This is a genomic window from Niallia sp. MER 6 (genome assembly GCF_023714395.1).
Taxonomy (GTDB): domain Bacteria; phylum Bacillota; class Bacilli; order Bacillales; family Cytobacillaceae; genus Niallia.
Genome location: NZ_JAMAUK010000017.1, coordinates 81,928 through 96,724 on the forward strand (window position 1 = coordinate 81,928; position 14,797 = coordinate 96,724).

The 14,797-nt window shown below is 40.7% G+C and carries 13 protein-coding genes and 1 pseudogene; 4 read left to right on the top strand and 10 right to left on the bottom strand.

Translation table 11 applies throughout. From position 1 onward, the window contains the following. Window position 1 precedes the first annotated feature (1 nt). Window positions 2-1,144 (top strand): zinc-dependent alcohol dehydrogenase, encoded by a 1,143-nt coding sequence (locus M3600_RS18575; protein WP_237941294.1) that lies wholly within the window; start codon window positions 2-4, stop codon window positions 1,142-1,144. Window positions 1,145-1,242: 98 nt separating this feature from the next. Here the strand turns inward: M3600_RS18575 and M3600_RS18580 are convergent, their stop codons facing one another. Further along, window positions 1,243-1,467, bottom strand: coding sequence for a hypothetical protein (locus tag M3600_RS18580; protein ID WP_237941293.1), 225 nt, complete (start codon window positions 1,465-1,467; stop codon window positions 1,243-1,245). Between the two features lie 192 nt (window positions 1,468-1,659). Here M3600_RS18580 and M3600_RS18585 point away from each other — a divergent pair, with 192 nt between their 5' ends. Further along, on the top strand, window positions 1,660-2,286 hold the full coding sequence (locus tag M3600_RS18585; RefSeq protein WP_237941292.1) for a DUF1796 family putative cysteine peptidase: 627 nt from the start codon (window positions 1,660-1,662) through the stop codon (window positions 2,284-2,286). Between the two features lie 106 nt (window positions 2,287-2,392). Here the strand turns inward: M3600_RS18585 and M3600_RS18590 are convergent, their stop codons facing one another. From M3600_RS18590 to M3600_RS18615, 6 genes are all read right to left on the bottom strand, one after another. Next, window positions 2,393-5,806, bottom strand: coding sequence for an NTTRR-F1 domain (locus M3600_RS18590; RefSeq protein WP_251647025.1), 3,414 nt, complete (start codon window positions 5,804-5,806; stop codon window positions 2,393-2,395). Window positions 5,807-6,075: 269 nt separating this feature from the next. Further along, window positions 6,076-6,990, bottom strand: coding sequence for a sensor histidine kinase (locus tag M3600_RS18595; protein WP_233314096.1), 915 nt, complete (start codon window positions 6,988-6,990; stop codon window positions 6,076-6,078). Between the two features lie 18 nt (window positions 6,991-7,008). Next, on the bottom strand, window positions 7,009-7,680 hold the full coding sequence (locus M3600_RS29225) for a response regulator transcription factor (RefSeq protein ID WP_251647026.1): 672 nt from the start codon (window positions 7,678-7,680) through the stop codon (window positions 7,009-7,011). 10 nt (window positions 7,681-7,690) lie between these two features. Beyond that, on the bottom strand, window positions 7,691-8,470 hold the full coding sequence (locus M3600_RS18605; protein ID WP_237941288.1) for an ABC transporter permease: 780 nt from the start codon (window positions 8,468-8,470) through the stop codon (window positions 7,691-7,693). Beyond that, on the bottom strand, window positions 8,463-9,380 hold the full coding sequence (locus M3600_RS18610) for an ATP-binding cassette domain-containing protein (RefSeq protein WP_233314099.1): 918 nt from the start codon (window positions 9,378-9,380) through the stop codon (window positions 8,463-8,465). Before M3600_RS18610 ends, M3600_RS18605 begins: the two co-directional genes overlap by 8 nt. 716 nt (window positions 9,381-10,096) lie before the next feature. Then, the gene (locus M3600_RS18615; RefSeq protein WP_233314100.1) at window positions 10,097-10,417 is read right to left on the bottom strand and encodes a hypothetical protein; all 321 of its coding nucleotides are present in this window, start codon (window positions 10,415-10,417) and stop codon (window positions 10,097-10,099) included. 859 nt (window positions 10,418-11,276) lie between these two features. Here M3600_RS18615 and M3600_RS18620 point away from each other — a divergent pair. Further along, window positions 11,277-12,638, top strand: a complete 1,362-nt coding sequence (locus tag M3600_RS18620; protein WP_251647027.1) for an arsenic transporter — start codon at window positions 11,277-11,279, stop codon at window positions 12,636-12,638. A 336-nt stretch (window positions 12,639-12,974) separates the two neighbouring features. Here M3600_RS18620 and M3600_RS18625 read toward each other — a convergent pair whose 3' ends face one another. Further along, entirely contained in the window at window positions 12,975-13,220 is a 246-nt protein-coding gene (locus tag M3600_RS18625) for a hypothetical protein (protein ID WP_233314102.1), read from the bottom strand. 375 nt (window positions 13,221-13,595) lie between these two features. Between M3600_RS18625 and M3600_RS18630 the strand changes: the two genes are divergently transcribed. After that, window positions 13,596-13,769, top strand: a complete 174-nt coding sequence (locus M3600_RS18630; RefSeq protein WP_233314103.1) for a YjfB family protein — start codon at window positions 13,596-13,598, stop codon at window positions 13,767-13,769. 207 nt (window positions 13,770-13,976) lie between these two features. Here the strand turns inward: M3600_RS18630 and M3600_RS18635 are convergent, their stop codons facing one another. Together M3600_RS18635 and M3600_RS29525 are read right to left on the bottom strand one after the other, a co-directional pair. Then, on the bottom strand, window positions 13,977-14,258 hold the full coding sequence (locus M3600_RS18635) for a hypothetical protein (RefSeq protein ID WP_237941285.1): 282 nt from the start codon (window positions 14,256-14,258) through the stop codon (window positions 13,977-13,979). A gap of 289 nt (window positions 14,259-14,547) precedes the next feature. Next, window positions 14,548-14,670: pseudogene (locus M3600_RS29525) on the bottom strand (DNA/RNA non-specific endonuclease); the annotation flags it as partial. Window positions 14,671-14,797 lie beyond the last annotated feature (127 nt).

Consider the following 14,797-nt stretch of genomic DNA (forward strand, 5'->3'; position numbering starts at 1 on the left):
CATGAAAGCAGTGACGTTTCAAGGAACAAAAGATGTACAAGTAAAGCAGGTCGCAGATCCGAAGCTTCATAAAAAGGACGATATTATTGTCAGAATTACTTCGACAGCGATTTGCGGATCTGATTTGCATATCTATCAAGGCGCTATTCCTGCTGAGAAGGACTATGTAATTGGGCATGAACCAATGGGAATAGTCGAAGAAGTAGGATCTGAGGTAACAAAAGTCAAAAAAGGAGACCGCGTTGTACTTCCATTTAATATTTCATGCGGCCACTGTTATTATTGTGAACATGATATGGAAAGTCAATGTGATAACTCTAACCCAAACAAGCAAATTACCGATACTGGTGCATACTTTGGCTTCACAGAACGTTACGGCGATTATCAAGGCGGCCAAGCAGAATTATTGCGTGTGCCATACGGAAACTTTATGCCATTTGTAATTCCTGAAAACTGCGAATTGGAAGACGAAGCATTGCTGTTTATGTCTGACGTACTGCCAACAGCGTACTGGAGTATCGAAAACTCTGGAGTAAAAAAAGGAGACACAGTGGTCGTATTAGGTTGCGGACCTATCGGCTTAATGACCCAAAAATTCGCCTGGATGAAAGGTGCAAAGCGCGTCATTGCTGTTGATAATATCCCCTACCGCTTAAACCATGCCAAAAACATGAATAAAGTCGAAACAATTAATTTTGACGAACATGAGGATGCAGGAAATTTCATCAAAGAAATAACCGCCGGTGGAGCAGATGTCGTGATTGACTGTGTTGGAATGGATGGAAAAAAATCAACAATGGAAGCAATCGGACAAAAATTGAAAATCCAGGGCGGGACATTAAGCGCTATAGAAATCGGACTAAATGCTGTTCGTAAATTCGGAACGATGCAATTAACAGGTGTTTACGGCTCTAAATACAATATGTTCCCATTAGGACAAATATTTGAACGAAATATTAACATAAAAACTGGTCAAGCCCCTGTTATTCACTATATGCCAATGCTGTTTGATAAGATAACAACAGGAGAAATTGACCCGACAGAAATCATTACACATCGAATTTCCCTTGATGACGCCAGCAATGCCTATCAAATGTTTAATGATCATCAGGATGAAGTAATTAAAGTCATACTTAAGCCATAACGTACTTTAGACTCGGCAATATTATGCCGAGTCTTTTTTATATTCCTATTAATAAAAAAAACAGCTGTTAAAACATACAGCTGCTATTGCTATCTTCATTACATTCCTGTTTTATATTTCTTTTCACTAGAAGATGTATTCTTCGTATCATGCTTTGCTTTTTCTTCCCGATATTCTTCTTTTATATCTTCCATCGGCAATGAATCCACTGTTTGTTCACTTTCAAACTTATCAAATAGGCTTTCGTTTTCGGTAGGATATTGTTCAGGGTTGTCCATATTTGTATGAGCATTATTTAGGCCTGACTTTTTCTTTTCATCCATTACTATCACCTCCTTATAAACATTCCCCTATTTAAGAAGAAAAAACTGTCCATATTTATCCAGTTGTTAGTGATGATTGCCCTTTTTAAAAATTATCCACATATAGCTTAGCCTTTTGTAAAAATAACCATTTAATATAGTATAAAGTAAATGTTTACAAACTATAAAAATTTGAACGTAGGGGAAAAACGAATGAAACTTGCTGATATTAAAGGAGAATATAATCAAATTTTTAGTTTAGGAGAAAACTGCATTCCTGCTTTGAAATTGAGGAAATTTAATTTAAGACAACAAGCTGGACCATTCGATTGGGTAGGCACACCGAATTTATTTAAGATTATTATCTTATTTCAATCAAATTTCGCCGATTTTCTTAAAGAAGAAAACCTAGAGCCGCTGCAGTATGTTAATGAGGATGACATACTTGTACATGATAAACTATATAATATTGGCTTTAATCATGATTTTAAAAAAGATGTTAACACATTGGAGCACCTGGGAAGTTTGCCGCAAGTTCAAGAAAAATATCAAAAACGAATCAATCGTTTCATGGAAGCTTTGTCCGCATCCCCAAACCTATTATTTATTAGAACAGAAGCAACATTAGAAGGAGCGACTGAGTTAAATAATGAATTATCCCAACTAGTTAAAAACTCTTATCGCCTGTTAATCGTCAACCATGCACCAGTAAAAGAAATCATCGAGCAGGACTGGGGCATCAGCAATGTCTGTGTACTTGAATTACCAAATGATGAAATTTGGGACGGAAACGATCATCTATGGCAGTCAATATTTGAAGGCATCACATTAGTAAAATAAATGTATAGTAAGACTTTTAAGGATGCAATCCAAAACAGTACATCCTTTTTCTTGCCCAAATAAAAAAAGGAGTAGGCGAACCTACTCCTTTTTCAAATACATATCCTTATACAAAGCGAATGATATTTGTCTTTCGATTTTCCGAAGTGGCTGCAGTAACATTTGTAGCTGTAATTGGTTCAATCGTTACCGTATACGTAGCTGTCCCCGTTTCCGCTGGAACATCGACAACAGTAACAGAAGCAATAAACCGCTGCGTCCCGGCAGCTGCTCCGTCCCGGCTAATTCCTTGCGTATCAATCACCGTTCCATCTCTGCTGATGTTTACATTAAAATCTATACTCCAATCCGCAGCAGTAACAAAATCCAGCTGCTGTGACGTATCAATTTTCACCTCATTACCAGCAGTGACAGGAACAGCAACAGTATTCACAACAGTTGCCGCATCTAAAGGTAATGCCAATGCTGCGGCAGCTTGGTCGAAGAACAATGCAGAAACAGAAGGATCACCGCTTGGGCCTGTCGGTCCTGTTGGACCGGCTGGACCCGTTGCTCCTGTTGGACCTACTTCTCCCGCTGGGCCTGTTGCTCCTGTTGGGCCTACTTCTCCCGCTGGACCGGCTGGGCCTGTTGGACCTACTTCTCCTGCTGGGCCAGTGGCTCCTGTTGGACCTGTTGGACCTACTTCTCCCGCTGGACCGGCTGGGCCTGTTGGACCCGCTTCTCCCGCTGGGCCTGTTGCTCCTGTTGGACCTACTTCTCCCGCTGGGCCGGCTGGGCCTGTTGGACCCGCTTCTCCTGCTGGACCCGTTGCTCCTGTCGGGCCTATTTCTCCCGCTGGACCTGTTGGACCTGTTGGACCGGCTTCTCCCGCTGGGCCTGTTGCTCCTGTCGGACCTACTTCTCCTGCTGGACCGGCTGGGCCTGTTGCTCCTGTCGGGCCTACTTCTCCTGCTGGACCGGCTGGGCCTGTTGCTCCTGTTGGACCGGCTTCTCCCGCTGGACCCGTTGCTCCTGTTGGACCGGCTTCTCCCGCTGGACCGGCTGGGCCTGTTGGGCCTACTTCTCCTGCTGGACCGGCTGGGCCTGTTGGACCTACTTCTCCTGCTGGACCGGCTGGGCCTGTTGCTCCTGTCGGGCCTACTTCTCCTGCTGGACCGGCTGGGCCTGTTGGGCCTGTTTCTCCCGCTGGGCCAGTGGCTCCTGTTGGACCTACTTCTCCCGCTGGACCGGCTGGGCCTGTTGGGCCTGTTTCTCCTGCTGGACCCGTTGCTCCTGTTGGACCTACTTCTCCCGCTGGACCGGCTGGGCCTGTTGGGCCTGTTTCTCCTGCTGGACCCGTTGCTCCTGTTGGACCTACTTCTCCCGCTGGACCGGCTGGGCCTGTTGGACCTACTTCTCCTGCTGGGCCAGTGGCTCCTGTTGGACCTACTTCTCCCGCTGGACCGGCTGGGCCTGTTGGGCCTACTTCTCCCGCTGGACCCGTTGCTCCTGTTGGGCCTACTTCTCCTGCTGGACCGGCTGGACCTGTTGGACCCGCTTCTCCCGCTGGGCCTGTTGCTCCTGTTGGACCCGCTTCTCCCGCTGGACCTGTTGGACCTGTTGGACCTGTTGGACCGGCTTCTCCTGCTGGGCCGGTTGCTCCTGTTGGACCGGCTTCTCCCGCTGGACCCGTTGCTCCTGTTGGGCCTACTTCTCCTGCTGGGCCCGTTGCTCCTGTTGGACCTACTTCTCCTGCTGGGCCAGTGGCTCCTGTTGGACCTACTTCTCCCGCTGGACCGGCTGGGCCTGTTGGGCCTACTTCTCCCGCTGGACCCGTTGCTCCTGTCGGGCCTATTTCTCCCGTTGGACCTGTTGGGCCTGTTTCTCCCGCTGGGCCTGTTGCTCCTGTTGGACCTACTTCTCCCGCTGGGCCTGTTGCTCCTGTTGGGCCTACTTCTCCCGCTGGGCCCGTTGCTCCTGTTGGGCCTACTTCTCCCGCTGGACCCGTTGCTCCTGTCGGACCGGCTTCTCCCGCTGGACCTGTTGCTCCTGTTGGACCGGCTTCTCCCACTGGACCCGTTGCTCCTGTCGGGCCTACTTCTCCTGTTGGGCCAGCTGGGCCTGTTGCTCCTGTCGGACCTACTTCTCCTGCTGGGCCCGTTGCTCCTGTCGGACCTACTTCTCCTGCTGGACCCGTTGCTCCTGTTGGGCCAGCTGGGCCTGTTGGACCGGCTGGGCCTGTTGCTCCTGTCGGACCTACTTCTCCTGCTGGACCGGCTGGGCCTGTTGCTCCTGTCGGACCTACTTCTCCCGCTGGGCCCGTTGCTCCTGTCGGACCGGCTTCTCCCGCTGGACCTGTTGCTCCTGTTGGACCGGCTTCTCCCGCTGGGCCCGTTGCTCCTGTTGGGCCTACTTCTCCCGCTGGACCCGTTGCTCCTGTCGGGCCTACTTCTCCCGCTGGACCGGCTGGGCCTGTTGGACCTACTTCTCCTGCTGGGCCCGTTGCTCCTGTTGGACCGACTTCTCCCGCTGGACCCGTTGCTCCTGTCGGACCGGCTTCTCCCGCTGGACCTGTTGCTCCTGTTGGACCGACTTCTCCCGCTGGACCCGTTGCTCCTGTCGGGCCTACTTCTCCTGTTGGGCCAGCTGGGCCTGTTGCTCCTGTCGGACCTACTTCTCCTGCTGGGCCCGTTGCTCCTGTCGGACCTACTTCTCCTGCTGGGCCCGTTGCTCCTGTCGGACCTACTTCTCCTGCTGGACCCGTTGCTCCTGTCGGGCCTACTTCTCCTGCTGGACCGGCTGGGCCTGTTGCTCCTGTCGGACCTACTTCTCCTGCTGGACCGGCTGGGCCTGTTGCTCCTGTCGGACCTACTTCTCCTGCTGGACCGGCTGGGCCTGTTGGACCTACTTCTCCCGCTGGACCGATTGGACCTGTCGCTCCTGTTGCCCCCGCTGGACCGATTGGGCCTGTCGCTCCTGTTGCTCCCACTGGACCTGTTGGGCCTGTTGCTCCTGTTGCTCCCGCTGGTCCAGTCGGTCCAGTCGGTCCGGTTGGGCCTATAATGCCGGTTGCTGTTAGAAGAGCTACATCATCTACTAGCACATTTGAAGTTCCCTCCGAAGGAATAACGCTGATTAATAAATATGCTTGGCGTGTTTCACTCGGTGCACTGCTTGCAGTCAAGTAGACTTCCTTCCAAATACTGACTCCCGCATCTGGTAATCTACCGGGAGGGATATAGTTGGACAATCCTGTATTAAGAAGCTGGAAATTCTCATCAAAAAAGAACAATTGTAACAGCATTGCTGGTGCTGGAAGATCATCAAGCTTAGCTAACGATATAATTAGCTCAAGATTTTCTCCTGCAGATGCTGAAACAAACTGCCCTAAATAAGTCGATCCTTCTCCTTGTTCAAGAAGTGCTGAGTATGCACCTGAATGGGAATACTGGGTAGTCACAGAGGCATTCTCTGAAATCCAGCTGCTTAGATCGCCTGTTTCAAAACCACTGTTCCCAATTAAATTTAGTAAACTCATTCTCATTCTCCTTTCTGTAAAAAACTAGAATACAAAGGTATTGTATGAAGCAATCAAAAAACCGTTTATGCGCATACCTCTGCTTTGATAGTACATTTTCAAAATAATGGATAAACCTATAATATTTAGGTCTACTAACTCAAGTTATTAAATCTATGAGAAGGCACAACCCCTAAGTTTGGTTAACGATTATAAGAATTAGGTATTATAGAATACAAAAAACGATTCTCCTCAAAGAAGAATCGTTTGCTTTTTTCCATAATAAACTACTAAACAGTATTAATATTCGTTCTATGTACTGGAAGCTGTATGGTAAGAATAAACCAATTCCCTTTAAGCTCCGCCTCCATTTTCCCATTCATTTTTTCCACGAGCTTTTTCGAAAGATAAAGACCTAGCCCGCTTGATTCTGTATTTGTTCGACTAGAGACCTCAGTATAAAAACGCGAAAATACTTTATCAATCGCTATTTTACTATCTGGTTTTATATCATTTTTCACCGTTAATAGAAAATACTCCTTTTCCATTCGATAGCTAATCGCTGCATGACTACTGGCATAACGAAGGATATTTTGCACAATATTTTGAATGACACGTATTAACATTAATTTATCTGCAATTATCCTATTATCCTGTTTATGTTCAGAGAATTGAAGTTCAATCTTCCTTTCTTCTAGCTGCTCATAAAAAGACAAAAAGATGTCCTCGACTATAGTGACAAGCGAAAGCGAAGTTAATTCTATGTCTTTTTGGTTTGTTTCCATTCGTGCTAAGTCATAAAATTGATCTGTCATTTCAATTAAACGCTGAACGGAATGTTCGATAATACTAATATATTGGGCTTTCTTAGCTTCATCTGCAGCTACATTTAAGAGTTGCACATAGCCATTGATGGAAGTAAGCGGTGTTCGCAAATCATGGGAAAGCCCGGCAATTGATAACTTCACATTCTCTTCCATCTGTTTAGCTTGGTGATTCCTATGCTCAAATTCATCTATCATTTGGTTTAGTTCATCAACTAATTGAATTAATGCCTTCTCGCGGAAATCAAGATACAGCCTGCTTCCGAAGCTCGCGCGGGTTGATAGTTCTTTTACTTCCCTTGTTAATTTTCGCAGTTCTCGTTTTAAGAAAAATATATAAACAAGCAGCGCCAATGCTAAGAAGAAGAACAATATCCACATAACATTCACGCCCTTTCATTAATCAAATTTAAAGCCGATGCCCCAGACAGTTTTAATATAGTTGGTCCCATTACTATTAAGCTTATTTCGTAAATTACTAATGTGCATGTTAATCGTTTTATCATTATCGAAAAAAGGTTCGTTCCAGACACTTTCATATATATTAGCACGACTGAAAACTTTTTGGGGATTCTCCATAAGTAATTGAAGGATTGCAAATTCACGACCAGTAAGGTGGAGTGCCCGATCACTTAGCTTTACTTCACGGGTATCTAAATTAAGGCTGATATTTTTATAATGAATTTCTTGCCGATGCTCAGCTGTACCCTTTGCTGCATGGCGCAGTTGAATATCAATTCGGGCAAGCAGCTCTTTTACATCAAAGGGCTTCGTGATGTAATCATCTGCACCGTTCGTTAACAATTGCAACTTAGAAGGCTGGTCAATCTTTGCAGAAATGACAATGACAGGAATGCTAGAAGTACTTCTAATATGTTGTAGAAATTCCTCACCATTCATACCAGGAAGCATCAAATCTAAAAGAATGACATCTGCTTGGTTATTTTCGACTAACATTTTACCTTCTGTGCCTGAATAAGCACTTAGTGTATTAAATCCATTTATTTCCATCGTTTCTTTTATCAAAGAATGAACGGCGGTGTCATCTTCTATAATTAATATTACTGCCACACTAATCTACCTACTTTATATCTGTTCGATTAAACAGAAGGATTCCTATAGCTGATGATAACATGATTGTAATAAGACTCACCAATATCATCTCAGGAAATTTTGCGATATCTGTTTTGCTGGCGAAATCTGAATAAAACAGAAAGGATTCTGTAAACCAAAACGTTACTTGTTTAAAGTGCGTTGTTTGCTGAAAAATCCCTGCACCAAAACCTGTAGCCATCGTATAAAGGAAACTCCAAATCAAGGAAATCCCACTGTTTTTTGTCATAAACGTAATCATAACATAAATAGACACATTAGCCAGAATTAATAAGTACAGTATACTAAAAGCCTTAAAGGCGTATTCGCTGTAATTGCTAATACCTCCAAGCTCACCAAAGCCAAATACAGCTGAAAAGCTGATTATGCCAAACCCAGTCATTGCCAGCACTCCAATAACGCCTAGCAGTGCTGCTACAATTAACTTAGACAAATAATAATGCGTCCGGCTGCGCCCTAAAGATAATGCATTTCGAATCGTACCATTTTGAAATTCTTCGCCGATAAAGAAGCTGATAAAGGCACTCATAACAAGCAAAATAGTTAAAGCATTTTTCTCGATCATCAAAACACTGGATGCACCATTTACTACAGTATCAATCGCTTGAACGAGTTCTGTACCATAATGGACCATCATTTTACTATTTATAGCTTGCATGACAGGAAGTATGGAAAGTATGCCTAGAACAATCCATAGCTTTTTACTGCGTACTAATTTTATCTTTTCTGCTGTTAAAAGATTAAGCATTTTTATTTCCTCCCGTTAACTGCAAGAAATAATCTTCGAGCTTTTGTCTCGTTGTGCCAATTCGTGAAACATTTACATTTGCCAGCACTAATGAACGATTTATAGTAGCAACTTCATCGAGCTGTTCATAAATATTAATCTCTGTCCTATTCATAACTGTATAATCCTTTATTCCTAATTCATCTAAAACGACAATAGCTTTTTCGACCTCTGTTGTTTCTAATTCAATATATTGACGAGTTTCTTTCGCAAGCTCTTCCCGCGAAAATTCACTAATCAGTTTGCCATCATGCAAGATACCGTAATGGGTCGCAACTTGGGAAAGCTCATCAAGCAAATGACTAGAAAGCAACACAGTAATCCCTCGTTCTGTTACCAACCGTTGAATAATCTCACGCATTTCCACAATTCCTGACGGATCTAATCCATTTGTCGGTTCATCTAAAATGAGAAACTCAGGATTAGTAATAAGTGTTGACGCAATCGCCAAACGCTGGCGCATTCCCAATGAGAAATTTTTTGCTCTTTTCTTGCCTGTATTACTTAAATTCATTAACTGCAGCAAAGCATCCATTTCACGTTCACTCACACCGCCATTTGCCGCTTGAACACGCAAGTTCTCCCGTGCGGTTAACTCAGGATAAAGAGCCGGCGTTTCAATAGATTGCCCCATCTTCCTTCGTGCCCGCTGCAAGCCTTTTACACCTGATTGCCCAAATAGTTCCATTTCCCCACTATCAATAGATATCAATCCCATTACCGTCCGCATAAAAGTCGATTTACCTGCACCATTTTCGCCAATCAAGCCATAGATCATCCCGCGCTTAATTTCAATTGATACTTTATCAAGCGCTTTATGCTTGCCATATACCTTCGAAACATTTGCAGCTTTAAGAATTGTTTCTGCCATAAATTTCATCCCTTCATTGTAGATGTTATTAGAATAAGTGAGAGGTATAAATAATTAGACTAGAAAAGTATAAAAAAAGTATAAAGAATTCAGCAAAAGAAAAAGCATCCACAGTTGTTGTGGAATGCTTCCGTTTCTAGTAATTGTTCAGCCTACCTTATTGTTTTTCCGTTCCCTTAATCGTCTGAGGATAGTAAGAGACACAGAAATAGCAAACATAACAGCACCAATAATCATAATTACATCTACAAAAACTTGTATCCAGCTGTTAAATGTTATATCTCTTACAACACGCATATAAAAGTAAAAAACAGCTATAATGAAAAACACTAAGTCAGAGTATTTATCCATAAATTGCATAACTAAATAGACTTGGCAAAAGTTAAAAATACTGTATTATTATTGCCCACAATTCCTTATTATTGCCCACAATTCCATATTAACTTCTATTTAACCAAATCTATAGACACCTCTCTTCCATTTGTTTATGATATCATTTCTATTTGCAAAAGGATATTGGGGTGGAGATTTTTTATAGGAAATTTGAATTTAAGTAAATTCAGTTATGGTCATAAACCTTTCTAGAAATTGAAAAAATCCCTGATTCTGCATCAGGGATTTTTCAATTTCTATATAGCCATGCTTTATCTTAAAAATAGATATCCGGCTTTTTCATTAAATGTATTAGCTTCACTCTATTCTATGTGAGCAAGCTTTTACCACCAAATAGGATAAAAAGGTCCAAATCTTCTGATACCATAAAACGGGAATCCAAACAGACCAAACCCTCCAAATGGAATAAATAAGCGATTGTTATCATTCCCACTTTGGTTTGATACTAATATATAAACATTCTCATCATCATAACTGTGAAGAATACCTTGGTGAATCTCATCGTCTCTTGTCTCAATTTGAACAAACTGAAATAAAAGTTTATGGCATTTTTGATGATGCTTGTGTTTATGATGCTCATGATGATGACTCATTTTATGGTGCTGTTGACTTGAGGACTCATCAAAATCTCTAACGTTTTCCATACCCAATCTCCCCTTTTTTTAAACTCAAGGCATATTATTCAGGAGCATAAAAAAGGTGAGACTGAAAATTTTTTCTAAAACAAAAACACCAGATTATTCGAATGCTTACATTAATTTGGTTTTAAAAGTTCATATTTCATCAGCCAACAACTATTGGATATCTTCAAAAAAATTCCCTCCTCTTCAGCTTGCTTCTTTCTATAATCACTCCATAAATTAATCGCATCAATACTGCCTTTTGCTAAAACTAGTACTCGGCCAATATTTGTTGTGATAAAAAAATATTCTTTCTTCCATTCGCCTTCTCATCTAACATGCTTATTTAGATTGCTATTTGTAAGCCTATATTTACTACATAAGGAAACTCTTATTTATATAATCCGTGATAGATAAATCCAATAAGATTTTAATTATATATCAACAAGATAGACTTACCATTTCCAAGCCCTAATACTTTCTGTCCAACTCATTGAGCCAATTCTACCTTTTAATAATTTCAAGATAAAAAATTAAAGCATGAAGGAAGCAATCATATATGCTCTTTCTGATTTTTCTTTATCTAAGAAAAATCTCTCCATAATGAAATCACAGACAAAACCACCCATCAACTCCATCCTTTACATTTGTATCAGTTAACTTCTGTGTAATTGAGTAGAATTTTTTAGACTCTAGTGGATTTATTGAAAAAAGGGTACAAACCTAAGGCCTGTCTTAATCGTGATACATATAGATATAGTACAGCACCACATGAGGGATAAATGAAACGGAGAGACATTAGTGGATTTACTTACAAACGGAGAAAATGCCCTTTCGTTTCAAAAAAGATTCATACTATTCATCACATGAAAGGAGTATTTTTATGGCCGACTTCACCGTTTGGATAACCATTGCCACTTTTTTGGTTACCCTCGGGTTAATACTTTGGAGACCTAAAGGATTGAATGAAGCAGTGCCTGCAGCTGTTGGTGCAGTTATTGTTGTGCTTTGCGGCAGTGTATCATTCTCCGATTTAGGCATCATATTGAACACAATCAGCGGCGCCGCTATTACAATCATGGCAACAATTGTTATGGCAATTGTTTTAGAAAGCTTTGGTTTTTTTAATTGGGTGGCAGAAAAACTGGCAGCTATGGCAAAAGGATCAGGAATTCGTTTATTCTGGTATGTCAATTTATTATGTTTCCTAATGACACTATTTTTTAATAATGATGGTAGCATACTCATTACAACACCGATTCTCCTCATGCTGTTAAACAACATGCGCTTAAAAAATCATCAAAAAATCCCCTATTTACTATCTGGGGCGCTAATTGCAACTGCTTCAAGTGCTCCAATTGGTGTAAGCAATATCGTCAATCTAATTGCATTAAAAATTGTCCATATGGACTTATGGCTCCATACAGCGATGATGTTTGTACCATCAAGTATTGGATTATTATTTTTGACCTTCCTGCTGTTTCTGCGGTTTAAAAAAGTCCTGCCCGAAAAAATTCCAGTACAAGTTTCCGGTCTGTCTAGATCTTCCTATCACCCATTAAAATCCGTCATCCAACACGAATCAGAAAAAGCTCGTTCAAAATTTATGAGAAATATTTTATTATTTGTTCTTGCTGTCCGCTGTAGCTTGTTTCTTGCCTCCTATCTTCACATTCCGATTTCTGTGATGGCTGTCATCGGATCACTCGTTCTTTTAGCCTGGAGATGGATATATTTAAAAATATCCCCTGCTGATATGCTAAAGAAAACCCCGTGGTATATCATCGTCTTCGCCTTTAGTATGTATACCATCATCTACGGCCTCAATAATATTGGCTTGACTAACTGGCTGATTGGTTTTATGGAGCCTGTCGTTTCAGGAAGTCTGCTTCAAGCGAGTGTATTAATGGGTACACTGCTAACAGTTCTTTCCAATATTTTCAATAACCACCCTGCCTTAATGGTGGGTACCCTTACCTTGACACATATGGATCTTAGTTTGCTTGAATTGAAGGTTGCTTACTTGGCTAACGTAATAGGCAGCGACATGGGAGCATTACTGCTGCCGATGGGAACACTAGCCACTTTAATGTGGATGCATATCGTCAGAAAAGGTAAAGTTTTCATTAGTTGGTGGGATTATATCAAAATAACAGCCGTAGTAATTCCTCCTGCTACATTTTTCACCTTAATTATTCTATATTACTGGGTTTCTTCCCTTTTTGCTGGTGTACTTCAACAATAGAAAAATATCGATTGAGACAAATACAATACCCATCCTTTAAACATGCAGATAAAAAAAAGAGTAATCCCCCTAAAGATTACCCCAAGGTTAGATTACTCTCGAAACACCAATAACAACTAATAGTATATTCCCCCCTAAGGCAGACAGACAAAATAAGTTATATTCACCATTGGGGGAGAATATTTACATACTTCTATAATAGTCAGTTTATGTACTTACTATTTTATTATTGTTTAAATAAGCTAATTTAGTTTAACAATCAATTCCCCTTTCCTACTCCTTTATATCTCAAAAATAAAAAAACACCTGTCTAAAACAGATATCTTACTATATAAATTAAGGTTCATCCCAAAGTATAGTCATTGCAAGAAAAAATAGTACGAGTACAAGAAACACTAAGCCAAGAAACCAAAGAGCAATCTTTCTCCAAATATTTTTTTCAGCATACAAGGCAAATATTAAGGATATTGCCATGGAAACGATTAATATTTGTAAAAACCATTCGCCAATGTCATAGATAAATAACGGGCTAATACCTATTAACGTAAAGACAATAGAAAGTGCAGCAGAATATCTCTTCACTTCAACACCACCTTTTTATAACATTTTTAATATATTTAGTATATTTGTAGAAATGTCTACTCCATTGACCAAGACCCTTTTTTCTTGATTTAAAGCCATTTACTTTATTGCAAATGGGTTAAATCTGTAGGAATTTTATCTCATTCAACATACTCATTGTCCACATTACTCTACCTAAATCTTCACCTCCCTTCGCTGAAATTTAGCTTTAAAGGAGATGTGAATCTGTAGCATTTTTTAAGTCTAACTGTACAAATGCTAATCATCCATTACATTTTATAGCTGTTCCCTTCCACATCAATCTGCATTTCATTCTATACAGTAATTTAGATTTTTTATATTATTTTGCCGATAATAATAAGGGAGGTGAGTTTCTTGGATATCCCAGCTTTATCAGTTAGCATGCACCAAGCTTCACTTAGTCAAAGTGTAAGCTTAGCGTTAACTAAAATGTCTATGGATAATACTCAGCAAACTGCAACACAAATGATGGAAATGCTTCAAGCTCCACATCCAACATTAGGTAATTCTATCGACCTAAAAGGATAAATCTACATAAAAAATGTATTCTTAATGGGATGCATTTTTTTCTTTCTTCAAAACTACCCTCACAATTTTTTACGCTTTTTACCTGTATTTTGTTGGGTGTAAATTATATGCTGTTGAAAATCCACCTCTGTATATAATAGTTGGATTTTTTCGTTTCGATTTTTTAAACTCTGTTTTCACCTTATCTAGAAACAGCAATAAAAATTATTATCTCTTAATACTAAACAATACAGGATTAAGGAAAGATAGAACTACAATAACAAGAAACATTACAAATGATACAGCATCTCCTACTAAATTAAATTCATCTACAACGATACCTTCTTGCCAGATATTAATAGCACCCACTATTAGACATACTAATGAAATACTTATAACAGTAAATCCATTGAGTTGCTTCCATTTCTTTTTAAATAGAATTAAAATCAGTAACAATAACAAAACCGAAATCATGGTAATAAAAACAGGTCTAAAAACCGCTAATTCCATTACGTCACCCATCCTCAAAATTAGTCAACATCCACATTTTACCATAAATTCCAAAACAACGTTTCATTTATTTTCTATTTTTGAGATATTAGACATAAGAAACAAGAGCATTCATCCATTTTGGATAGATGCTCTTGTTAACGAAAAATAATAACCATACAAATCTAGATGATACAACCATTGATATCAGTTGTTCATTTACAAACATCCATTCGCAAATTGTTATAAAACTCCCAACGAGTTAAATGTTCTCTCATTCCTATATTATTTTGCCTCATAATTCTAGGGCTTACTCTCCTACCAAACCGTCCTTATCAGCATCGTGCATATAGGGGTATAACCAATGGTCACTCGTTATTGGCATACTGAACCCTGCTGCTTTTGCTTCTTTAATCGTCACCTGTCCATTACCTGTTTTTTGCAAGCAAAAAGTGCAGAAAAATGCAGCGAAATTTACATAGGCTTGCAGCTAGTGTTTACATTAAATTCCATCTTGTGTTTTGATTGAAGAAAGTGCATTTTTCAACCGGTAACTTTCC